General features: G+C 70.8%; 15 protein-coding genes. 5 read left to right on the forward strand and 10 right to left on the reverse strand.

The features are described 5' to 3' along the window. Positions 1 to 44: 44 nt before the first annotated feature. Together ACIQM4_RS32830 and ACIQM4_RS32835 are read right to left on the reverse strand one after the other, a co-directional pair. Positions 45 to 770 carry a methyltransferase domain-containing protein gene (locus tag ACIQM4_RS32830; RefSeq protein ID WP_401598959.1) on the reverse strand — a complete coding sequence of 242 codons (726 nt, stop codon included), beginning with the start codon at positions 768 to 770 and terminating at the stop codon, positions 45 to 47. A gap of 95 nt (positions 771 to 865) precedes the next feature. Then, a complete protein-coding gene (locus tag ACIQM4_RS32835; protein WP_401598960.1) occupies positions 866 to 1,591 on the reverse strand; it encodes a TetR/AcrR family transcriptional regulator in 726 nt (241 codons plus the stop codon). Positions 1,592 to 1,717: 126 nt separating this feature from the next. Between ACIQM4_RS32835 and ACIQM4_RS32840 the strand changes: the two genes are divergently transcribed. Next, complete coding sequence (locus ACIQM4_RS32840) at positions 1,718 to 2,734, forward strand: ABC transporter permease (RefSeq protein WP_401598962.1); 1,017 nt, start codon at positions 1,718 to 1,720, stop codon at positions 2,732 to 2,734. Then, complete coding sequence (locus tag ACIQM4_RS32845; RefSeq protein ID WP_401598964.1) at positions 2,727 to 3,515, forward strand: ABC transporter ATP-binding protein; 789 nt, start codon at positions 2,727 to 2,729, stop codon at positions 3,513 to 3,515. The genes ACIQM4_RS32840 and ACIQM4_RS32845 overlap by 8 nt, the downstream gene beginning before the upstream one ends. A gap of 88 nt (positions 3,516 to 3,603) precedes the next feature. On the opposite strand, the gene ACIQM4_RS32850 is transcribed toward ACIQM4_RS32845, so the two are convergent. The 3 genes from ACIQM4_RS32850 to ACIQM4_RS32860 form a co-directional block, all read right to left on the reverse strand. Continuing rightward, entirely contained in the window at positions 3,604 to 8,538 is a 4,935-nt protein-coding gene (locus ACIQM4_RS32850; protein WP_401598965.1) for an NAD-glutamate dehydrogenase, read from the reverse strand. Positions 8,539 to 9,470: 932 nt separating this feature from the next. After that, entirely contained in the window at positions 9,471 to 10,127 is a 657-nt protein-coding gene (locus ACIQM4_RS32855; protein WP_401598966.1) for an HAD family hydrolase, read from the reverse strand. Positions 10,128 to 10,213: 86 nt separating this feature from the next. Next, positions 10,214 to 10,723, reverse strand: a complete 510-nt coding sequence (locus ACIQM4_RS32860; protein ID WP_401598968.1) for a DUF6912 family protein — start codon at positions 10,721 to 10,723, stop codon at positions 10,214 to 10,216. A gap of 348 nt (positions 10,724 to 11,071) precedes the next feature. On the opposite strand from ACIQM4_RS32860, the gene ACIQM4_RS32865 reads away from it, so the two are divergent. Continuing rightward, positions 11,072 to 11,503 carry an Rv3235 family protein gene (locus ACIQM4_RS32865; protein WP_401598970.1) on the forward strand — a complete coding sequence of 144 codons (432 nt, stop codon included), beginning with the start codon at positions 11,072 to 11,074 and terminating at the stop codon, positions 11,501 to 11,503. Between the two features lie 216 nt (positions 11,504 to 11,719). Here ACIQM4_RS32865 and secA read toward each other — a convergent pair whose 3' ends face one another. Beyond that, complete coding sequence (gene secA / locus ACIQM4_RS32870; protein WP_401598972.1) at positions 11,720 to 14,539, reverse strand: preprotein translocase subunit SecA; 2,820 nt, start codon at positions 14,537 to 14,539, stop codon at positions 11,720 to 11,722. A gap of 303 nt (positions 14,540 to 14,842) precedes the next feature. Between secA and ACIQM4_RS32875 the strand changes: the two genes are divergently transcribed. Together ACIQM4_RS32875 and ACIQM4_RS32880 are read left to right on the forward strand one after the other, a co-directional pair. Next, positions 14,843 to 15,454, forward strand: a complete 612-nt coding sequence (locus tag ACIQM4_RS32875) for a GNAT family N-acetyltransferase (protein WP_401598974.1) — start codon at positions 14,843 to 14,845, stop codon at positions 15,452 to 15,454. A 10-nt stretch (positions 15,455 to 15,464) separates the two neighbouring features. Beyond that, positions 15,465 to 16,640, forward strand: a complete 1,176-nt coding sequence (locus ACIQM4_RS32880; RefSeq protein ID WP_401598976.1) for a winged helix-turn-helix domain-containing protein — start codon at positions 15,465 to 15,467, stop codon at positions 16,638 to 16,640. A gap of 33 nt (positions 16,641 to 16,673) precedes the next feature. Here the strand turns inward: ACIQM4_RS32880 and ACIQM4_RS32885 are convergent, their stop codons facing one another. From ACIQM4_RS32885 to ACIQM4_RS32900, 4 genes are all read right to left on the reverse strand, one after another. Beyond that, a complete protein-coding gene (locus ACIQM4_RS32885; RefSeq protein WP_401598977.1) occupies positions 16,674 to 17,426 on the reverse strand; it encodes a response regulator in 753 nt (250 codons plus the stop codon). A 219-nt stretch (positions 17,427 to 17,645) separates the two neighbouring features. Continuing rightward, complete coding sequence (hpf, locus tag ACIQM4_RS32890) at positions 17,646 to 18,341, reverse strand: ribosome hibernation-promoting factor, HPF/YfiA family (protein WP_401598979.1); 696 nt, start codon at positions 18,339 to 18,341, stop codon at positions 17,646 to 17,648. 313 nt (positions 18,342 to 18,654) lie between these two features. Further along, on the reverse strand, positions 18,655 to 19,698 hold the full coding sequence (locus ACIQM4_RS32895) for a ComF family protein (RefSeq protein ID WP_401598980.1): 1,044 nt from the start codon (positions 19,696 to 19,698) through the stop codon (positions 18,655 to 18,657). A 262-nt stretch (positions 19,699 to 19,960) separates the two neighbouring features. Next, positions 19,961 to 21,739, reverse strand: a complete 1,779-nt coding sequence (locus tag ACIQM4_RS32900) for an LpqB family beta-propeller domain-containing protein (protein ID WP_401599001.1) — start codon at positions 21,737 to 21,739, stop codon at positions 19,961 to 19,963. Between the last annotated feature and the right edge of the window lie 15 nt (positions 21,740 to 21,754).

Below are 21,754 nucleotides of genomic sequence, written 5' to 3' on the forward strand. Positions count from 1 at the left end.
GACCGGCCGCGCCTCGCGACTGCCTGGCGCCTGCCCGCCGGTGCCTACTTGGTCGCTTCGGCCGGGGCCGGCACCTGCTTGGGCCTGCCCGCCAGTTCGCGTCCGGCGATCGAGCCGGGGGCCGGGATCCCTTCGACGCCGCCGATGTGGTTGGCCCAGCGGATCGTCACCTCGCGCACGATCGCGCGCGAGACGCGGTACGACAGGTGGGGCGCGCGGTCGGGCTTGCGGAAGACGCCCACCGAGTCGCCCCAGTAGGCGTGCTTGGCGTCGATGGCCCGGTAGTCGTGCCGGATGCCCTTGGCGGGCGGGAAGTCCGTGAAAGCCTCGCGCAGTTCGAGTCCGCAGTACGCGGCCATCGCCCGGAAACCGTCCGGGTAGTAACGCCAGCAGTCCTGTGCGTCGTGCGCGTTGCCGCGCGAGGGGGCGGTGATGAAGGCGTGCCCGCCGGGGCGCAGCACGCGGCCGATCTCCATGATCGTGGCCCAGAAGAACGGGATGTGCTCGAAGGCCTGGCCGGAGAGGACGATGTCGGCACTGCGCGACCTGAGCGGGATCCGGTACGGGTCCTCCATCACGCGGTTCACGTTCGGCCCGTCGAGGACGTCGATCCCGACGTAGTCGACCTTGTGGTCGGCCAGCAGGGTGCGGTGGGTGAGGCTCTGGCCGGGCGAGATGCGCGAACCGAGGTCCACCACCCGGTGTCGCTTCGATGCGGGCATGTACTCCTTCACGCAGAGGGCCATCTGGTCGTAAGCGGACTGGTGCATGGTTTCTCTCCCTGTGACGTCGGCCCAAGGAGGATCCCGCAACAGGGCGGCTTCTTCACCCCAGTTGTCAACGTATTGCCGGACATCGCACCCGTTCAGGTGGTGAGTGCGGCGACGGCGGCGGCGGCGAGGCCGTCCAGGTAGGCGGCGTGCCCTTCGGCCGGCTCGGTGCGGACGACCACCAGTCGCCAGTAGAGCGGTCCCACGATGAGGTCCAGAGCCCGGTCCACGTCTGCCCTCTCGGGCAGTTCCCCGCGTGCGACGGCGTCCCGGACGACCGTGGCCGCGACCCCGTGCTGGGGGTCGAGCAGGGCCGCTCTGATGGCCTGGGCGATCTCCGGGTTGCGTACGGCCTCGACCAGGAGGTCGGGGATGACCTGGGAGGCGACAGGGTGACGCAGCGCGTGCGAGGCCACTTCGAGCAGCGCGCGTACATCGCCCTGGAGCGAGCCGGTGGCGGGGGCGGGGAGCCCCTGCGCGGCGAAGGCCTGCACCAGGTCGAGCACGAGATGCAGCTTGGAACGCCAGCGCCGGTAGACGGCGGTCTTGCCGACCCCCGCGCGGCGGGCGATGCCCTCGATGGACATCCGCGCGTACCCGACCGCGGCCAGTTCGTCGAAGACGGCGGTACGGATGGCGTCGGTCACGTCCTCCCGCAGCACCGCGGCCCCCGCGGGCGCCCTCCTGGCGACGGCCGGCGGCGCCGGGTCCGCTCCGGAGGCGGGCGGCCGGGCCGGGCCGGAGTGGGGGGCGGGCGGCCTGGCCGGGCCGGGACCCGGAGCGGTGTGAGGCGGCGGCGGGCCGGGTCGGTCGGTCGTCATGTCCGCATCCTAGCGTCACGACGCAACGGTTGCGTTTCGACGTCCGGTCGTCCTACTGTCGTCGCCACGATGATACGGGCCCGTCCCGACGTCGTCTCTGCCTCTGCCCCGGAGAAAGCAGCACGTATGAGCCCGCCAGTCACGCGTACGAGCCCGCCGCCCCGCCGTACGGGCCCACCCGACGTGCACCCGGGCCCGCCCGTCACGCGCACGGCGCGGTCCGGGGCCCTCCCGCCCGACCCCCACGCGTACGCCGTCCGACCCGGGGCCCTGCCGCCCGACCTGCACGCGTACGCCGTCCGGCACGGGCTCACCGTGAGCGGCGCCCGCCCCCCGCTCGGTGAGTACCTCCGGGGGCTGTGGTCCCGCCGCCACTTCGTGACGGCCTTCGCCACCGCCCGGCTGACCTCGCAGTACAGCCAGGCCCGGCTCGGCCAGCTCTGGCAGGTGCTGACCCCGCTGCTCAACGCGGCCGTGTACTACTTCGTCTTCGGCGAGCTGATGCACACCAAGGACCACGTCGCGGACTTCGTCCCGTACCTGGTCACCGGCGTCTTCGTCTGGACGTTCACGCAGAACACCCTGACGGCGGGAACCCGGGCGATCAGCGGCAACCTCGGACTGGTGCGCGCCCTGCACTTCCCGCGCGCCGCGCTGCCCGTCTCGTACGCCCTGCTCCAGCTCCAGCAGCTGCTGTTCTCGCTCGCCGTGCTGGCCACGATCCTCGTGTGCTGCGGCCAGTTCCCGCAGCCCTCCTGGCTGCTGGCGGCGCCCGTGCTGTTGCTCCAGACCCTCTTCAGCACCGGTCTGTCGCTCGTACTGGCCCGGCTCGCGGCCAGGACCCCGGACCTGGCGCAACTGCTGCCGTTCCTGCTGCGGACCTGGATGTACGCATCGGGGGTGATGTGGAGCATGGCGAACGTGCTCAGGGACGACAGCATCCCCGCGGCCGTGCGGCTCCTCCTGGAGTGCAACCCGGCGGCCGTCTACATCTCCTTGATGCGCTACGCCCTGATCGACAGTTACGACGCCGGCGCGCTCCCGCCGCACGTCTGGGCGCTCGCCGCCGGCTGGGCCCTCGTCGCGGGCGTCGGCGGGTTCGTCTACTTCTGGGCGGCCGAGGAGAGGTACGGACGTGGCTGAGCGGAGCGAGTCCTCGCAGGAGTCCCCCACCGTCGTCGTCGACGGCCTCCATGTCGTCTACCGGGTGCACACCGCGAGCACGGGACGCGGCAGCGCGCTCTCCGCGTTCCGCCGGCTCGCCTCCCGGGCGCCTGCGCCGTCCGTGGTCGAGGTGCACGCCGTCAAGGGCGTCAGCTTCGTCGCGCACCGGGGCGAGGCGATCGGGCTGATCGGCTCGAACGGGTCCGGCAAATCCACCCTCCTCAAGGCCGTTGCCGGGCTCCTGCCCGCGGACGGCGGACGCGTCTTCACCCAGGGCCAGCCCTCACTGCTCGGCGTCAACGCCGCCCTGCTGAACGATCTGACGGGCGAGCGGAACGTCGTCCTGGGCGGCCTCGCCATGGGCATGACGCGCCGGGAGGTCAGGGAGCGCTACGACTCGATCGTGGACTTCTCCGGCATCAACGAGAAGGGCGACTTCGTGTCGCTGCCCATGCGGACGTACTCCTCCGGCATGGCGGCCCGGCTCAAGTTCGCCATCGCCGCGGCCAAGTCGCACGAGGTACTTATGATCGACGAGGCGCTGTCCACGGGCGACGCCAGTTTCCAGCGGCGCAGCCGGGAGCGGATCACCGCGCTGCGCGAGGAGGCGGGCACGGTCTTCCTCGTCAGCCACAACAACAGGACGATCACCGACACCTGCGACCGGGCCCTGTGGCTGGAGGCGGGCACGCTGCGGATGGACGGGCCCGCCAAGGAGGTGGTGGCCGCCTACGAGGAAACCACCGGAGGCAGTCCCTGACACGTCCGTACGGCGCAGGGCCCCGCCGCTGTCGCGGTGGGGCCCTGCGTGTCATGCTCCGGCCGGGTTCCGCACCCGGCGGCCGGGGTCAGACCCTGTTGCGCAGCAGGGTGCGCATCGTGCGCATTGCGACCGACAGGTTCGCCAGGTCGAAGGCGTCCGAGCCCTGGATCTCCTCCAGGGTGGTGCGCGCACGTCCCAGCAGGGCCGCGTTCTTGCTCTCCCACGCCTTGTAGCGCTGCTCCGGCGTGGAGCCGCCGTTCCCGGTGGACAGGACGTCCTGGGTCAGCCCCGCGTGGGCGGCGTACAGGTCCTCGCGAATGGAGGCGCGGGCCATGGACTGCCAGCGGTCGGCGCGCGGCAGCTCGATGATGCGGTCCATCAGCTGCGTGATGCCGAGCCGGTCCCCGAGGTCGAAGTACACCTCGGCGACGTCCATCGGGTCCTTCTGGACGCGGTCCGCGATCGCCACGACGTCGAGGATCGGGAAGGCCGAGGAGAAGCCCGCCACGCGCAGCGCCAGGTCCTCCGGCACGCCGGCCTCGGTGAGTTCCGCCAGGATGCCCTGGTACCACTCCAGGTCGGCGCCGCGCAGGAGCTTCGGCAGGTCCGCCCAGACCTGCGCGACGCCCGCGCGGAAGAACTCGATGGTCGTGCCGATCTCCAGCGGCTGCGGGCGGTTGCCGAGCAGCCAGCGGGTACCGCGCTCCACCAGGCGCCGCGAGTGCAGCCTGATCCGGGTCTGGACGTCCGCGGAGACCTTGTTGTCGAGGGCCTCCACGGCGTCCCAGACGTCGCTGAGACCGAAGATCGCGCGGGCCGCGAACTGCGCCCGTACGACCTCCTCGATGGAGGCGCCGGTCTCCTCCCTGAGCCGGTGCAGGAAGGTCGAGCCACCGGTGTTGACGGTGTCGTTGACCAGCACCGTCGTGATGATCTCGCGGCGCAGCGCGTGCGCGTCGATCTGCGCGGCGAACTTCTCGCGGAGCGCGGCGGGGAAGTACTCGTGCAGCAGCACCCGCAGGTGCGGGTCGTCCGGCAGACCGGTGGAGATCAGCTCGTCCGCGACGGTGATCTTCGTGTACGCGAGGAGCACGGCCAGCTCGGGCTGCGAGAGGCCCCTGCCGTTGTTCAGGAGCTCCCTGATCTGACGGTCGTTGGGCAGGAACTCCAGGGCCCTGTCCAGGTGGCCGTCCCGGGTGAGGCGCCGCATGAAGCGCTGGTGCGCGTGCAGCAGCGAAGGCGACTGGGCGACCGCGTTCGCCAGGGCGGTGTTCTGCGCGTAGTTGTTGCGCAGCACCAGGGTGCCGACCTCGTCGGTCATGGCGGCGAGCAGCTTGTTGCGCTGCTTGACGGTCATGTCCCCGTCCGTGACGAGGGCGTTGAGCAGGATCTTGATGTTCACCTCGTGGTCGGAGGTGTCCACGCCGGCGCTGTTGTCGATGGCGTCGGTGTTGATCCGGCCGCCGGTGCGGGCGAACTCGATGCGTCCCAGCTGCGTCGCACCCAGGTTGCCGCCCTCGCCCACGACCTTGACCCGCAGGTCCTCGCCGTTGACGCGGATCGAGTCGTTGGCCTTGTCGCCGACGTCCGCGTTGGACTCGACGGACGACTTCACGTACGTACCGATGCCGCCGTTCCACAGCAGGTCCACCGGCGCCTTGAGGATGGCCTGCATCAGGTCGGCGGGGGTCATCTTGGAGACGCCCGCCGGCAGCCCCAGCGCCCCGCGCATCGCCGCGTTCACCGGGATGGACTTGGCGCCGCGCGAGTGGATGCCGCCGCCCTGCGACAGCAGTTCCTTGTTGTAGTCGGCCCAGGAGCTGCGGGGCAGCTCGAACAGGCGGCGGCGCTCGGCGTACGAGAGGGCCGCGTCCGGGTTCGGGTCGATGAAGATGTGCCGGTGGTCGAAGGCCGCGACGAGCCGGATGTGCTCGGAGAGCAGCATGCCGTTGCCGAAGACGTCGCCCGACATGTCGCCGACGCCGACGACGGTGAAGTCCTCGCTCTGGCTGTCGTGGCCGAGCTCGCGGAAGTGCCGCTTCACCGACTCCCAGGCGCCGCGGGCCGTGATGCCCATGCCCTTGTGGTCGTAGCCGACCGAGCCGCCGGACGCGAAGGCGTCCCCGAGCCAGAAGTCGTACGCCACGGCGATCTCGTTGGCGATGTCGGAGAAGGTCGCGGTGCCCTTGTCCGCGGCGACCACGAGGTACGTGTCGTCCTCGTCGTGCCGTACGACGTCCTTCGGCGGCACGACCTCGCCGGCCACCATGTTGTCGGTGATGTCGAGCAGCGCCGAGATGAACGTCCGGTACGAGGCGATGCCCTCGGCCAGCCACGCGTCGCGGTCGGCCGACGGGTCCGGGAGGTTCTTCGCGACGAAGCCGCCCTTGGCGCCGACGGGCACGATGACGGTGTTCTTCACCATCTGCGCCTTGACCAGACCGAGCACCTCGGTACGGAAGTCCTCGCGCCGGTCCGACCAGCGCAGGCCGCCGCGTGCGACCTTGCCGAAGCGCAGGTGCACGCCCTCGACGCGCGGCGAGTACACCCAGATCTCGTACGCGGGGCGGGGGGCGGGGAGGTCCGGGATCGCCTGCGGATCGAACTTCATCGAGACGTACGCGTGCGGCTTGCCGTCCTGCGCCCGCTGGAAGAAGTTCGTCCGCAGCGTCGCCTTGATGACGGTGAGGAAGGAGCGCAGGATGCGGTCCTCGTCGAGGGACGCGACCTGTTCCAGCGCGCCGTCGAGCTCCTCCAGCAGCCCGTCGATGAGCTCGGTGCCCGCCTTCTGCCGCTCGGGCGACATGCGCGCCTCGAACAGGGAGACCAGCAGCCGGGTGGTGTGGACGTTGTTGCGGAGGGTGTCCTCCATGTAGTCCTGGCTGAAGGTCGACTTCGCCTGCCGCAGGTACTTCGCGTACGCGCGCAGCACCACCGCCTGACGCCAGCTCAGCCCGGCGCGCAGCACCAGGGAGTTGAATCCGTCGTTCTCGGCGGCGCCCGTCCAGACGGCCGCGAAGGCGTCCTGGAAGCGTTCGCGGGCGTCGTCGGCGAGGTAGTCGCCGCCGATCAGGTGCTGCGGCAGCCGCAGCCCGAAGTCGTAGATCCACGCGTGCGCGCGGTCCGCGCAGCGCAGCTCGTAGGGGCGCTCGTCGACGACCTCGACGCCGAGCAGCTGGAGGACCGGGAGGACGGCGGAGAGGGAGACCTGCTCGCCGGTCCGGTAGATCTTGAAGCGGCGCTCGCCGGGGCCGGCGCCGACGGGCTCGTAGAGGCTGAGGGCGAAGTCCTTGGTGCCCGCGCCGAGCTGCTCCAGGTGGACCAGGTCGGCGACCGCGGAGCGCGGCGAGTGGTCGGCCTTGTACCCCTCGGGGAAGGCGTGACCGTAGCGGCGCAGCAGTTCGGCGGCGCGCTCCTCGCCCAGTTCGGCGTTGAGGGCCTCGGAGAAGCCGTCGGACCAGGACCGGGCCGCCTCGGCGAGCCTGGCCTCGATGCGCTCGACGTCGGCCTCGGTGAGGACGGTGAGCTCCGTGCCCGTCTCGACCCGGACGACGAAGTGCAGCCGGGAGAGGATCGACTCGGTGTTCCACGCGGTGAAGTCGACGCTGGTGCCGCCGAGCTCCTCCTTGAGGATGTCGATGAGCCGCAGCCGCACGCCGGTGGTGTAGCGGTCGCGGGGCAGGTAGACGATCGCCGAGTAGTAGCGCCCGTACTCGTCCTGACGCAGGTACAGCCGCAGCCGGCGGCGCTCCTGGAGGTACAGCACGGAGGTGACGACGGAGCGCAGCTGGTCGACGGGCGTCTGGAAGAGCTCGTCGCGCGGGTAGGTCTCCAGGATCTGCAGCAGGTCGCGGCCGTCGTGGCTGTTGGCGGTGAAGCCGGCGCCTTCCAGGACCTCGGCGACCTTGCGCCGGATCACGGGCACCCGGCGCACGGACTCGGTGTACGCGGCGGAGGAGAACAGACCGAGGAAGCGGCGCTCACCCACCACGTTGCCCTCGGCGTCGAACTTCTTCACGCCCACGTAGTCGAGGTACGAGGGGCGGTGCACGGTCGCGCGGCTGTTGGCCTTCGTGAGGACGAGGAGCTTGTGCTCCCGGGCCTTCGCGCGGGCGTCGGCGGGCAGCCGGCTGAACGAGGGCGAGACGGGGTGCGTCTCGTCGTCCTCGTGGTGCTGCGGGTCGGAGCGCAGGACGCCGAGGCCGGTGCCGGGCACCGCGCCCAGCGAGTCCTCGCCGGTCAGCTCGTACTCGCGGTAGCCGAGGAAGGTGAAGTGGTCGGCGGCCAGCCAGCGCAGCAGCTCGCGGGCCTCCTCGACCTCCTGGTCGGGCAGGTCGGCGGCCTTGGGCTCGTTCGGCAGCTCGTCGGCGATGCGCAGCGCGGAGTCGCGCATCTTCTCCCAGTCCTCGACGGCCTCGCGGACGTCGGACAGGACGCGCAGCAGGTCGGCGGTGATCTGCTTGAGGTCGGCGCGGTCGGTCTCGCGGTCCATCTCGACGTGGATCCAGGACTCGACGATCGCGTCGTGCGGCAGTTCGCCGGTGATCTGCTTGGCGAGCACCTCGATGAGCTTGCCGGTCACGTCGCGGCGCACCAGCACCTGGGGGTGGATCACGACGTGGATGCCGCGGCCCTGCCGGGAGAGTTCGTTGGTCACCGAGTCGACGAGGAAGGGCATGTCGTCGGTGACCACCTCGACGACGGAGTGGCTGCACGTCCACCCGTTCTCCTCGACCGTCGGCGTGTGCACCCGTACGTTCGCCGTGCCCTGCGGGCGGTTGGCCGCGAGGCGGTAGTGCGAGAGCGCCGCACCGAAGACGTCGACCGGATCGCGGTCGCCGAGGTCCTCGGGGGCGGTGTGCAGGTAGTAGCGCTGGAGGTACGCGAGTAGGGCGTCCCGGTCGGGCGCCCCTTCACTCTCGGACCCAGTCGGAGTTAGTCCCCCCGCCGGGCTGTTCTCAGCTACCCGGGCGGCCCGTGCGAGCAGCTCGGCCTTGGCTTCGTCCAGCTTGGTCTGCATGTCCTCTGGCTCCTGTCGCGCGCCGTTGCGTGACGTAGGTGAAGAAGGAGACACAACGCCACGACGCGGGGTTTCCGGTCGAGGACGACGTTATGCCGCGATGAGAGATACCGGTGACACCCATGACGATTTTCGGCATATTCGGCGTCGCGTCCGGCTTCGGAAAACCAGCGAGGACCCGGGCACGGTGGTGCGCCGGGCGAGGGCCGGGGGCTGCACCGCCCCCGAGGCGTATCGCGCTGATCACGGGTCCAGGCTATCCCCCCTGGCCCTGGTGGCGTTATTCGCCGGCCGTTGGACATCTCGGGGAGAAGTTCGACGCTTTGTCCACCCCGGGGCGTGGGGCCGTCGTGGTGCACGGGTGCCTCGGCGGTCGTGCCGGGGCACCGGGGGGGCGCACAGTCCCCTCGCACGCCCCCGGGCGGGGGTCGCGTCCGGGTGGCACGTCGGCCGGACCGGCGTCCGGGTGGCACGTCGGCCGGACCGGCGTCCGGGTGGCACGTCGGCCGGACCGGCGTCCGCCCGCAGTCGGTGGCACGTCCGCAGGACAGCTGTCCGCCGGCGCTACGCGGTCCCGGACCGCCTTCCACCCGGGCGCGCGCTGCGCGGTCTCGGCCCACTCCAGGTGGGGCCCGGGAATGGCAGACCCGCTTACGGACGGGCCCAGAGGCGGCCGACCCGCGTACGGACGGGCCGGGGGGCGACCCGCGTACGGACGGGCCCGGGGACGCCCCACCTACGGACGGGCCCCAGGGGGTGGCCGACCCATTTACGGACGGGCCCAGGGACGCCCCACCTGCGGACGGCCCCAGGGACGGCCCGCTCAGGACGTCCCGAAGGTGGCCCCGCCCAAGTCGCTCCCCGTATCCGCCCGGCCTGTACCCGCCCGGCCCGTACCCGCACGGCCCGTACCCGTCCGGCCGGCCCTCCGCTCAGGCCTCCGATATCTCCTCGGCGACCCGTACCGCGTCCGTGAGGGAGTCCACCACCGGCACTCCCGCCGCCGCCAGGGCCGCCCGGCTGTGTGATCCGCCGGTGTACAGCACCGCGCTCGCTCCCACGTGCGCGGCGGCCAGTGCGTCGTCGACGGCGTCGCCGATCACCACGACCCGTCGGGGGTCGACGCCCTCAAGTGCCGCGATGTGGCGCACCATGTGTGCCGCCTTGGTGCCGCCCGACGGCCCGGTCCTGCCGTCGACCCGCACGAAGTGCCGCTCGATGCCGTACCCCCGCACCACCGGCAGCAGTTCGTCGTGCCCGTACATGCTGAGCAGCGACTGGCTGCGCCCTGCCGCGGCCCACTCGGTGAGCAGCTCCTCGACGCCCTCGGTCAGTCCGCAGGCCGCGCGCAGCGAGACGTAGTGCCGGTGGAAGGCGGCGTCCATCCGCAGCCACTCGGCGTCCGTCGGCATCCGGCCCATCAGCCGCTCGTAGAAGCGCGGGACGGGTATGCAGTAGAGCTCGCGATACCGCTCCAGGGTGATGGCCGGCAGCCCGATCTCCGCGAAGGCTGCGTTGCTCGCCCCGATGACCGCGTGGTTGTCGTCGAGCAGCGTGCCGTTCCAGTCCCACACCAGGTGCGTCCTCATGGCAGCACGGTACCCACCGGGTCTGACAACGCGGCCGGGCGGGCGAAGTTCCCTGCTCAGGGGGTTGTGCCCGGGTCGAGCAGAGGTCAGCCGACCAGGCCGGGAATCTCCTGCACCCCGAACCACAGCAGCTCGTGGTCCTCCGCCCCGTCCACCGTGAACTGCGCGTCGTCGTCCCCGAGGTCCGCCGCCCCCAGCGCCGCCGCGGCAGCCGTCACGTCGTCCTTGGCGTCGTCGGCGTCCGCGTGCACCGCCGCGAACCTCTTCGCCGGTACGGAACCCTCGATCCGCACCTCACCGATCGCCCCCGCGTCCATCCCGCGCCCGTCCGGATCCGAGGTCACCGCCCCGTCAGCCACGTCGACGGCCAGGACCACCCGGCGGCGCTCGACGGCCGGGTCACCCGCCACCAGCCGCAGCGAGGCCGCCGCCGCCCGGCCGAGCGCCGCGTACTCCAGCTCCTCGATGTCGTCCGAGACGTACCACTCGCGCAGCCCGGGAGTGACGGCGTACGCGACGAGCGGGCCGGGAGCCAGCTCGCCGGCCTTGTACGCCGCTGCGAGGCCGGGAAGGGTCAGGGGTACGTAGACGCGCATGACTGCCGCTCTTTCGTCGGGTGCATCGAGAGGTCGGGGTCGACGGATCGTGGAGGTCTTCGGGGCCGGGGCCCCGCCGGCCGAAGTGCCTCCCGACAGGGCCTCAAGGGTACTTCCGGGTCCCCCATCGGGGCCGCGCTCCCCCCGTAACGGCGTCCACCTCGCGCCGCGCGCCCCCCGGGCCGGCAGCCGGGCCCGGGGCCGGGACCACTCTGATAGGTGATTCCCCGGCCCCCGCGGCACTGGCACGCGCGCCCCTTGCGAGGCCTCCCCGCGGCCCCGTACAAGATCTCCAGCGACAAGTTACCGTCCGGTACTCCACCGGCCAGGCAGAGCGGGGCGAACAGCATGACCAGGACGACGACCCGGCCCGGCACCACCCGACGCGACGCGGTCGGGCCCGCCCGCCGAGGCTCCGCCACGGCCGTGCGCAGACCCCGTGTCCCGGCGACTCCCCAGCACCAGTTCGCCGAGCGACTGCTCGCCGTACTGACCGGCGAGCGCCCCGCGCACAGCATGCTCAACCTGATGTTCAGGGGGGCCTACGACCAGCTGCTGGAACTGGCGCCGCGGACCCCGTTCCGCACCAGGGGCAGCCGCCCCGTCGTACGCAACTGCGGCGGCTTCCGTCCACGGCCAGACGTCATCGAGGCCTTCGCCAGGATCGGTGCGGGTGAACAGCTCCGCGCCATGGCATTCCGCCTTGAGCAGAGCGCCGACCAGCGCTGGCGCTGCACAGCCATCGAACTGGGCGGGGAACGCGTACCGACGGGCGTCTGAGGCGGCCCTGACACACCTCGTCGGACATCCGGCCGGGCGAACCCTCGGAAACACGCCGAGCACGACGGGCACGCCAAGTACGACGGACACGCCGAGAGCACATACGCCCCAGAGACACGGCCGGGCGCGCACCCCAAGGGATGCACGCCCGGCCGGTACCGCTTGCGGACAGACGTCCGGCCGGTGCCGTCCACAGTCACACCGGAACCGGCGGAACTACTTCTTCCGGCGACGCCCACCCGTCGTCTTCTGCGCCTTGCGGCGCTCGGCCCGGGTCATCCCGTCCGACTCGGAGCGGGTCGGCCCGTCCGCCGTGTTCTCGAAGTCGCCCTCGACGACCCCGCCCTCACCGTCCACGGTGGGCGCGGAGAAGTGCAGCCGGTCGGGCCGCTGCGGCGCTTCGAGGCCCTTGGCGCGGATCTCCGGGCGCCCGGCACCCGCCGGCACCGCGTCCTCCTTGGTCAGCGAGGGGCCCGCGTCCTGCACCGGCACCTCCTCGACCTGCTGCTCGACCTGGACCTCCAGGTTGAACAGGTAGCCGACGGACTCCTCCTTGATGCCGTCCATCATGGCGTTGAACATGTCGAAGCCCTCGCGCTGGTACTCGACCAGCGGGTCCTTCTGCGCCATGGCACGGAGGCCGATGCCCTCCTGGAGGTAGTCCATCTCGTAGAGGTGCTCGCGCCACTTGCGGTCCAGCACGGACAGCACCACGCGCCGCTCCAGCTCACGCATGATCTCCGAGCCGAGCTGCTTCTCGCGGTCCTCGTACTGCTCGTAGATGTCGTCCTTGACGGACTCCGAGATGAACTCCGCGGTGATCCCGGCGCGGTCCCCGGCCGCGTCCTCCAGGTCCTCGACGGTGATCTTCACCGGGTAGAGCTGCTTGAACGCGCTCCACAGCCGGTCCAGGTCCCACTCCTCGGAGAAGCCCTCGACGGTCTCCGCCTGGATGTACGCGTCGATCGTGTCGTCCATGAAGTGCCGGATCTGCTCGTGCAGGTCCTCGCCCTCCAGGACGCGGCGGCGCTCGCCGTAGATGACCTCGCGCTGGCGGTTGAGCACCTCGTCGTACTTCAGGACGTTCTTACGCGTCTCGAAGTTCTGCTGCTCGACCTGCGACTGCGCGGACGCGATCGCCCGGGTCACCATCTTGTTCTCGATCGGCACGTCGTCGGGAACGTTGGCCATCGCCATGACGCGCTCGACCATCGCCGCCTTGAACAGCCGCATGAGGTCGTCGCCGAGCGACAGGTAGAACCGGGACTCGCCCGGGTCGCCCTGACGGCCGGAACGACCGCGCAGCTGGTTGTCGATACGGCGGGACTCGTGCCGCTCGGTGCCCAGTACGTACAGCCCGCCGAGCGCCTTGACCTCGTCGTGCTCCGCCTTGACGGCGAGCTCGGCCTTCTCCAGGGCGGCGGGCAGCGCGGCCGCCCACTCCTCGATGTGCTCCTCGGGGTCGAGGCCGTGCTGGCGCAGCTCCGCCTCGGCGAGGTCGTCGGGGTTGCCGCCGAGCTTGATGTCCGTACCGCGTCCCGCCATGTTCGTGGCGACGGTGACGGCGCCCTTGCGGCCGGCCTGGGCGATGATCGGCGCCTCACGGTCGTGCTGCTTGGCGTTGAGCACCTCGTGCTGCACGCCGCGCTTGGCGAGCTGCTGCGAGAGGTACTCGGACTTCTCGACCGAGGTGGTGCCGACCAGGATCGGCTGCCCCTTCTCGTGCTTCTCGACGATGTCGTCGACGACCGCCGCGAACTTGGCGACCTCGGTGCGGTAGATCAGGTCCGACTGGTCGATGCGGACCATGTCCCGGTTGGTCGGGATCGGCACGACGCCCAGTTTGTAGATCTGGTGGAACTCGGCGGCCTCGGTCATCGCCGTACCGGTCATGCCGGACAGGCCTTCGTAGAGGCGGAAGAAGTTCTGCAGGGTGATCGTGGCGAGGGTCTGGTTCTCGTCCTTGATGTCCACCCCTTCCTTCGCCTCGATCGCCTGGTGCATGCCCTCGTTGTAGCGGCGGCCGGCCAGCACACGGCCGGTGTGCTCGTCGACGATCATGACTTCGCCGTCGATGACGACGTAGTCCTTGTCCTTCTTGAAGAGTTCCTTGGCCTTGATGGCGTTGTTGAGGTAACCGACGAGCGGCGTGTTGACGGCCTCGTAGAGGTTGTCGATGCCGAGCCAGTCCTCGACCTTGGCGACGCCGGGCTCGTGGATGGCGACGGTGCGCTTCTTCTCGTCGACCTCGTAGTCGCCGGTCTCCTCGATGCCCTTCAGCGGGTTGCCCGGCTCGCCCTTCTTGAGCCGGACGACCAGCTTGGCGAAGTCGCCGTACCACTTGGTGGCCTGGTCGGCGGGTCCCGAGATGATCAGCGGCGTACGGGCCTCGTCGACCAGGATCGAGTCGACCTCGTCGACGATCGCGAAATTGTGGCCGCGCTGGACGAGCTCGTCCTTGGACCACGCCATGTTGTCGCGGAGGTAGTCGAAGCCGAACTCGTTGTTCGTGCCGTACGTGATGTCGCAGGCGTACTGCGCGCGGCGCTCGGCGGGCGACATGTTGGCGATGATGCAGCCGACCTCAAGACCGAGGAACTTGTGCACCCGGCCCATCAGCTCGGAGTCACGCTCGGCCAGGTAGTCGTTGGTCGTGATCAGGTGCACGCCCTTGCCCGAAAGGGCGTTGAGGTAGGCGGGCAGCGTGCCGACGAGGGTCTTGCCCTCACCGGTCTTCATCTCGGCGACGAACCCGAGGTGGAGGGCGGCGCCGCCCATCATCTGGACGTCGTAGTGCCGCTGACCGAGGACGCGCTTGGCGGCCTCCCGCACGGTCGCGAAGGCCTCGGGCATCAGGTCGTCGAGGCTCTCGCCGTCGGCGTACCTCTGCTTGTACTCGTCGGTCAGGGCGCGCAACTCGGCGTCGGAGAGGTTGACGAAGTCCTCTTCGATGGAGTTGACCTGGTCCGCGATGCGGTGCAGTTTGCGCAGGATCTTGCCTTCGCCTGCACGCATGAGCTTGTTGAAGACGGACACTGAGGCTGGTCTCCTTGCCGGTCGGGCCTGTGCACTGGGTCGGTGTGACTGCTGGTCGGTACTGACTTCGGCGCGGGCACGGCAGGCGGGCCCCACCGCAACGGCCATCGTAAGCGAGGACCCGGCCGCCTCGGGAGGTCCGTCACCACGAAGGCGCACCCGCGCTCCCGAGGTGCACGCGCGGCGCCCGCACCACGTGCACGCGCGGTGCACGTGTCCCGTCAACGCACGGCACGTGCCGAAGGTGCCGGAGCTTCTCGAAAAGTGTTCGCCCGCGGCCGCCGCCCCGACCACAATCTGTTCATGGAACCCTTCGTGCTGACCACCGGGCGCCTCGAACTGCGGCCCTTCGCCACCGACGACACGGACGAGGTCCTGCACGCCGTCCAGGACCCGGACATCCTCCGCTGGACGACGATTCCCTCGCCCTACGCGCGCGAGGACGCCGTCTTCTTCGTCGAGCAGATCTCGGGCGAGGGCCTGCGCACCGGCACCGGCTTCCACCTCGCGGTGCGCCCGCGCGGCGGCGGCCCGCTGCTCGGCGCGGTCGGCGTCGGCCTGCACCTGCTGCCCGGCACCTGGGAACTCGGCTACTGGACGGCGAAGCCCCACAGGGGACGCGGTTACGTCACGGAGGCCGCGGCGGAGGTGATCCGGTGGACCTTCGCCACCATGGCCGTCGACCGGCTGCTCTGGCGGGCCGAGGTCGGCAACGAACCGTCGCGCGCCGTCGCCCGGAAGCTCGGCTTCACCATGGAGGGTGTCCAGCGCGCCGCCACCCTGCACCAGGGCACCGCCCGCGACGCCTGGGTGGCTTCGCTGCTCCCCTCGGACCGGGGTTTGCCCGGCCTGCACCCGTACCTGCCGGCGTCCGCCGGGCGGGCGCCACGACCCGATGTCGGTGCCGCCCTCTAGTCTTTCCGGCATGACCTCCCAGCCGCCCGCCACGGTCGCTCTCTCCGCCGACGACGCACGCCGGATCGCCTTGCGCGCACAGGGATTCCTGGGAGCGCCGGACCGTCGCGCCGGGGTGCGGGGCGTGCTGCGGCACCTGGGCGCCGTACAGCTCGACACGATCTCCGTCCTGGCCCGCTCGCACGAGCTCGTTCCTTACGCCCGGCTGGGCGCGGTCGACCGCCGCACGGTGGAGTCCGCCTACTGGTCCCCCGAGTCCGAGCCCGCGCACGCCTTCGAGTACTGGTCGCACGCCGCCTGCATCCTGCCCGTCGAGGAGTGGCCGCACTTCGCGTTCCGGCGCCGCGCCTACCGCGCGCGCCCGCAGTGGCACCACGAGCTGTCACCCGGTGCATACGAGCGGGTGATCGAGCAGCTCCGCACCGAAGGCCCCCTCACGGCGACGGAGTTGGGCGGCGCGAAGAACGGCGGGGAGTGGTGGGACTGGTCGGAGTCCAAGGTCGCCGTCGAACGCGCCCTGATGTACGGGGACGTGGTCTGCACCAGACGACGCGGCTGGAAGCGGGTGTACGACCTGGCGGAACGGGCGATTCCCGACAGCCTCCAGCACGACGACCTCTCGGACGCGGAGTGTGTACGGCGCCTGGTGGCCCTGGCAGGCCGCTCGCTGGGCGTCGGCACCCGGGAGGACATCTCCGACTACCACCGGCTGAAGAACGCCCAGGTGGACGCGGTGATCGCGGACTCCGGTCTGGTGCCGGTCGAGGTCGAGGGCTGGGGCAGGCCCGCCTGGGCGGACCCGCGGGCGCTGGGAGCCGTCCCGCGCGGCAGGCACCGCACCACACTGCTGTCGCCCTTCGACTCCTTGATCTGGGACCGGCCGCGCACGGAGCGCGTCTTCGGTTTCACCCATCGCCTGGAGGCATACGTCCCCAGGCCGAAGCGGATCCACGGGTACTTCGCGATGCCGCTGCTCTCCGGCGGCCGGCTGCTCGGCCGCGCGGACCCAGCGAGGGAGGGCAGCACACTGATCGCCCGCCAGGTCTCCCTGGAGTCCCCGAAGGCCGCCCCGGCCATGGCCGAGGCGCTCAGGGAGGCAGCCTCCTGGGTCGGCTGCACCGAGGTGCGGCTGGACCGCACCACACCCGCCGAGCTGCATCCGCTGCTGCGCAAGGAACTCGGCTGACGGAGCCGTCCCGGCCGCCGACCGGCCCCGGGGTCAGCGGATTTCGAGGATCTTCTCCCGCATCGCGTAGACCACGGCCTCCATCCGGGAGTGCAGTTGCAGCTTCTCCAGGATGTTGCGGACGTGGTTCTTCACGGTGTTCTCCGAGATGAACAGCTCCTTGGCGATGTCCCGGTTGTTCATCCCGGTGGCCACTAGCTTCAGCACTTCCAGTTCCCGGTCCGTGAGCCGGGGGGCCGGCACCAGCCGCCGCTCGTCGGAGCGTTGGATCATCGACTTGAACTCGGTGAGCAGTTTCGACGCCATCGACGGGCTGATCTGCGACTGTCCGTCCGCGACCGCCCGGATCGCGGTCGAGACCTCGTCCGTCGAGATCTCCTTCAGCAGGTAACCCGTGGCCCCGGCCTTGATCGCGTCGTAGAGGTCGGCCTCCTCGTCGCTGATCGTCAACATGATGATCTTCGCACTCGGGGCCACCTCCTTGATGGCGGTGCAGGCCTCGATCCCGCCCCGCTTGGGCATCCGTACGTCCATCAGCACGATGTCCGGAAGCAGATCCGCAGCCTTGTCCACGGCCTCCGCCCCGTCCCCGGCCTCGCCGACGACCTGGATGTCCTCCTCCTGGGCGAGAACGATCTCCAGCCCCCGGCGGAAGAGCGCGTGGTCGTCGACGACCAGGACCCTGATGGGCTCCGTGCGGGACCCGCCCACGTCCGTGTCGGCATCGGCGACGCGGTCGGCGCCGCGGGCGTGCCCGCCGCTGACCGGACCGAAGCTGTCCGCCATCGTTCCTCCCCCTGAGGCCCGTGGGACCACGGCCCAAAATCATGTGCTGCGCCAACCACGGTCCGCAGAGCACCTCTTGACTTGCGGTGACATGATTCCATGCCCGTGCGGCGAGGCGGCATTTTCGGGACGCGCACGAGGGTGCCCCCGGAGCACGCACGCTCTCCGGGGGCACCTCACCAGGTGGTACGGCGCACCGGGGTGCGCCACTCGGTCGGCTCAGCCGCCGAGCGCGCCGCCCGCACCGCCGACCTCGGACTCCGCGAGCGGGTCCGTGTTCAGGTGGATGACTCCGTAGTCGTAGGCGTGCCGCCGGTAGACGACACTGGGTTCCTTCGTCTCCGCGTCGACGAAGAGGTAGAAGTCGTGTCCGACCAGCTCCATCTCGTAGAGCGCCTGGTCGAGCGACATGGGGGCGGCGACGTGGGTCTTCTCGCGGACCACCAGCGGTCCGTCGCCCTGTACCTCAAGCGAGCCGATCTTCTTCGTGGGTACGGATGTGTCCGACTCGGTGCGGTCGACGGCAAGTTGACCGTCCTCGTCGATCACCGCGGCGTCGGGCACGGTCGTGCCTACCTCTGCGGCGGACAACCGGCCGGTGCCACGGCGGGTGTGGCGCTTGTCGTGCTGCTTGCGCAGCCGCGCCTCCAACTTGCCGGTGGCCAGGTCGAGCGCGGCGTAAGCGTCACCCGCGGACGCCTCTGCCCGGATGACGGGCCCGCGGCCGTGCACCGTGATCTCCACACGGTCCGAGCGGTCCGCCTGCCTCGGATTGGGCTCCTTGGACACCTCCACGTCGAGGCTGATCACCTTGCCGTCGAGCTTCTGGATCCTCTCCAGCTTGAGCTTCTCCGCCACGTGCTTGCGGAACCGCTCGGGTACCTCTGTCTTGCGGCCCTTGACGACGATGTCCACGCAGAACTCCGTTCCCGGATTGCTCCGCTCATTGGCGGAGCGACTCCCTCTTGCACCAGACTCCGGTCAGCCCCGAAGTCTCGGACTGGGCGACTTCACCTCCTCCTCCCCCGTCGGGAAGATCCACACCCCCGAATTCTCGGGATGCGAGGGAAAACCTGAAGCACGGCAGTGCAATAAGTGAGGCACAGCGGCCGCCATTCCTCACTTCTGAACATAGCCCGCCCGGCCGGGTGTCGGCACCCGCTACCGGCGCGTACCTCCGTTCAGGTGGTTTTTCCCTCTCATCACCTGCAACGATGCAAGTTCCCGTTCAGTTCCAGTTTATTTCGAAAGAATTCGGCGGTGCTGCGACAACCGCAGCGATCGGGTCGGCCGTGCGGCCCCGGATTCCGCCCTTTCCAGGTCTTCGTCGTGTCGATCTCCACCCGGTAGGCCGGCCTTCCGGCGCTTCCTGCGCCGACACCGTGCCGTACGTCTCTCGTTCTCCGGCGGGTGCGGCTCGGGTTCCCGCCGGTGCCGAACGTGTTCCCGCAGGTGACGGACGTACACCCGCCTTTTTCACACGCTCTCCGGCCGGTCCGGCGCACCCCGCGGTGAGCGCCCGTGCCGCTTCCACGAGCGTGGCTCCGGTGGTCATGAGGTCGTCCACCAGGACGACCCTCCCGCCCTCCAGCAGCCTGTCACCGCCCGCCACCACCTCCAGGGCGCCGGCCAGGTTCGCCAGCCTCTCCCGGGCGCCCAGGCCTGCCTGGTCCCCGACCCGGCGCCGCTGCCGCAGCACCGGCGCGATCCGGGCCGGTGTCCCGGTCCGCCGCAGCTCGGCGGCGGCCGCTCGGGCGATGCGCCGCACCGGGTCGTGCCCCCGCGCGCCGACCGAACGCCGCGCGGACGGCACGGGCACCAGCACCAGTTCCTGTGTCGCGTCCACTGCCGGGCCGTCTACCCTTCCGGTCCGCGGATACGCCGCCCCCGCACCACCCGTCACACCGGCCGAGCGCCCGCCGTCATGGCCGCGGACACCCGCGCGCGGTACGCCGACCGCGCTGCGGACCGCACTGGCCAACGCCGCCCCGAGCGGCCCGACCAGCCCCAGGGTGCCCCGCTCCTTGTGGGCGAGGAGCACCGCCCTGGGTGCGTTCTCGTACCGCACCGCCGCATGGACGGCGGGCAGTCCGGGCGGCTCCGGCGCCGGCCGCACCCGGCCCGGCCGCTCCCCGCCCGGCCGCATCCCTGCCAACTCGTCCGCGCAGTCCCCGCACACCCCCGACGGCGCACGCGGCCGTCCGCAACCGCCGCACGCCACCGGCAGCACCAGACCCGCGAACTCCCGCCACCATCCCCGTAGTACTCGCATGTCCCCACTGTGCCCACGGCCGTCAGAACCGCGCCACCCCTGTGGAAAACCCGCCGCGCACCCTCAACCACTTGTGGAAAACCGGGAGTCGGAACCTCCACCGCCGTCCGGCACAAGGTCCTGCCCGGCCGCGCCTCGTCCAAGCCACCGGGTCACCGGGCCACCGGGCCGCCCGTCGGGCAAGCCTCCCGGCCGCCCCTCGTCCGATACGTCGGGCCCCCCGGCCGATCCGTCGGGCCGTCCCCCGGCCAGGCTCCGCTCCTCAGCCCGGGTAGACCGGCAGCCATCCCTCTCGCGCCACCGTCTTCCAGTTGGCCCCGGGCTGCAGCCGCAGAATCCCGTCCCCCTGGGACTGGGCGAGCAGCGGGAACCGGTCGACGTCCGACGCGGCGACCGCGGTCACCTGGTTGGCACCCGGCAGCAGCCCCGCCGCCGACGTGGAGCCGTCGGTCTGGACGTAGCGCATCTGCTGCACCCCGTCCTTCTCCCGGCCGACCACGACCAGCCTGCTGTGACCGGCCCACGACATCGCGGTCACCTCCTCCATCTGCGGTGCGCCGGGGCGCAGTCCGACGACCGCGACCGCGTTCTCCTCGCTCGCGCCGCGCCGCTCGATCCGGCCCACCCGAAGGGTCTTGTGGCCCTTCGCGTCGGACACCAGCAGAGCGATGCGCACGCCGTCGGCCGACACCCGCAGCGAGTCCACGATCCCGCCGCCGAGACCCTCGACCGGAATCTCCTCGGGACTGCCCGTGCCGTCCACCATGCGCAGCAGCCGCGGCGCCTTCGGGTCCCGGTCCGCGATCCACAGATCGTTGCGACTGTCCCAACTCGGCGCCGACAACGGCTCCTTCGTCGTCGACCTGCTGGTGTACAGCGTGTCGGCGGTGCCGCTGCCGGCCGCCATCGGAGCGACCTGCAACCGGTGCCCGTCGGCCGCCACCCCCGCGACGTAGTTCTCGTCCCGCGACACACCCACCGACTTCAGCTGCAGACCGCTCTCGCCGAGCGCGCCCGGCACCGGCTTCGCGTCGTTGGTGTCCGCCTCGCCGAGTATCCGCACCAGGCGCCGCTTGTCGTCGAGGAAGTAGTAGTACGCGGGGATCGAGGAGCTGCCGCCCGGTGCGTACGCGCCGGCCTGGTCGCCGCCCAGCACGCACAGCTGGGACTCCTCGTCGTCCTGGATCTCCACCTGGTCGAGCCGCGACGTGGACGTCAGGTCGCGCAGCGTGAAGAGGAGTTGGGCGGCCATCTCCAGGCAGCCCCGCTGATTGACGTTCGCCGCCTTCTCGTTCAACGGCACCTTGATCGAGTTGTGGTCGCCGATCGTCAGCGCCTTGACGCCGCCCTTGAGGCCGGCCCCGGTGGGGAAGCGGGACCCGACCACGGGCTTGAGCCAGAGCGAGGGCCCGTCCAGCAGCGCCTTGACCGCCTGCGCCACCGGGTCGAGCCGGGACTGCGGGTCGGTCCGCTTGCGTACGTACACGGGGTCGGCGACGAGCCACCGCTCCTTGGGGTCGTCGGTCGCCGGGTCCGACGCGAAGTAGTACTTGTTGACGGGCCGGAAGATGCGCTGGAAGTCGGACTCGCCGAGCACCAGGCCCTTGGGCGGCGTGTCGATGCGCCACTCGCCGCCGTCCGACTTCTTGTCGGAGCCCTTCTCGCGGACCAGACGCAGCTGCTGGCTGTAGGGCTTCTTGGCGGACTGGTAGGCGCTCTGCCTGTCCAGGGCCGCTACCTGACGGCCGGCGAGACCGTACACGGGCGCCGCCGCGTTCGCCGAGCCGGACGGCTCCTCCCTGATCGGTCCCTCCTCCAGGACCGCGGTGCCCTCACTGGGGTTCCACTTGCTGGAGGCATTCCTGGTCAGGTACTTGCGGGCGGTGTCGAACCCGGGGTCGTCACTCTTCATCGCCTCCAGGAAACCCTCGACGATCTCGTCCGGCCTGGCCCCCGAGCGTGGCGGCACGCTGTAGACCCGCACCTGCGAGTCGACCACCTGGGGACCCTTGACCTCGCGTACGTCCCCGTGGTCGGGCATCGAACCGCAGCCCGC

Source organism: Streptomyces sp. NPDC091272, from assembly GCF_044757485.1.
GTDB lineage: Bacteria > Actinomycetota > Actinomycetes > Streptomycetales > Streptomycetaceae > Streptomyces.

Bases quoted from the DNA above. Each gene is read 5' to 3' on its own strand.
- ACIQM4_RS32835 (WP_401598960.1), bottom strand. From the start codon at position 1,591: ATGACGACCGACCGACCCGGCCCGCCGCCGCCTCACACCGCTCCGGGT.
- ACIQM4_RS32855 (WP_401598966.1), bottom strand. From the start codon at position 10,127: ATGAGGACGCACCTGGTGTGGGACTGGAACGGCACGCTGCTCGACGAC.
- ACIQM4_RS32830 (WP_401598959.1), bottom strand. From the start codon at position 770: ATGCACCAGTCCGCTTACGACCAGATGGCCCTCTGCGTGAAGGAGTAC.
- ACIQM4_RS32860 (WP_401598968.1), bottom strand. From the start codon at position 10,723: ATGCGCGTCTACGTACCCCTGACCCTTCCCGGCCTCGCAGCGGCGTAC.
- ACIQM4_RS32880 (WP_401598976.1), top strand. From the start codon at position 15,465: ATGACCTCCCAGCCGCCCGCCACGGTCGCTCTCTCCGCCGACGACGCA.
- ACIQM4_RS32895 (WP_401598980.1), bottom strand. From the start codon at position 19,698: ATGCGAGTACTACGGGGATGGTGGCGGGAGTTCGCGGGTCTGGTGCTG.
- ACIQM4_RS32875 (WP_401598974.1), top strand. From the start codon at position 14,843: ATGGAACCCTTCGTGCTGACCACCGGGCGCCTCGAACTGCGGCCCTTC.
- ACIQM4_RS32840 (WP_401598962.1), top strand. From the start codon at position 1,718: ATGAGCCCGCCAGTCACGCGTACGAGCCCGCCGCCCCGCCGTACGGGC.
- ACIQM4_RS32885 (WP_401598977.1), bottom strand. From the start codon at position 17,426: ATGGCGGACAGCTTCGGTCCGGTCAGCGGCGGGCACGCCCGCGGCGCC.
- ACIQM4_RS32850 (WP_401598965.1), bottom strand. From the start codon at position 8,538: ATGCAGACCAAGCTGGACGAAGCCAAGGCCGAGCTGCTCGCACGGGCC.
- ACIQM4_RS32900 (WP_401599001.1), bottom strand. From the start codon at position 21,739: ATGCCCGACCACGGGGACGTACGCGAGGTCAAGGGTCCCCAGGTGGTC.
- ACIQM4_RS32865 (WP_401598970.1), top strand. From the start codon at position 11,072: ATGACCAGGACGACGACCCGGCCCGGCACCACCCGACGCGACGCGGTC.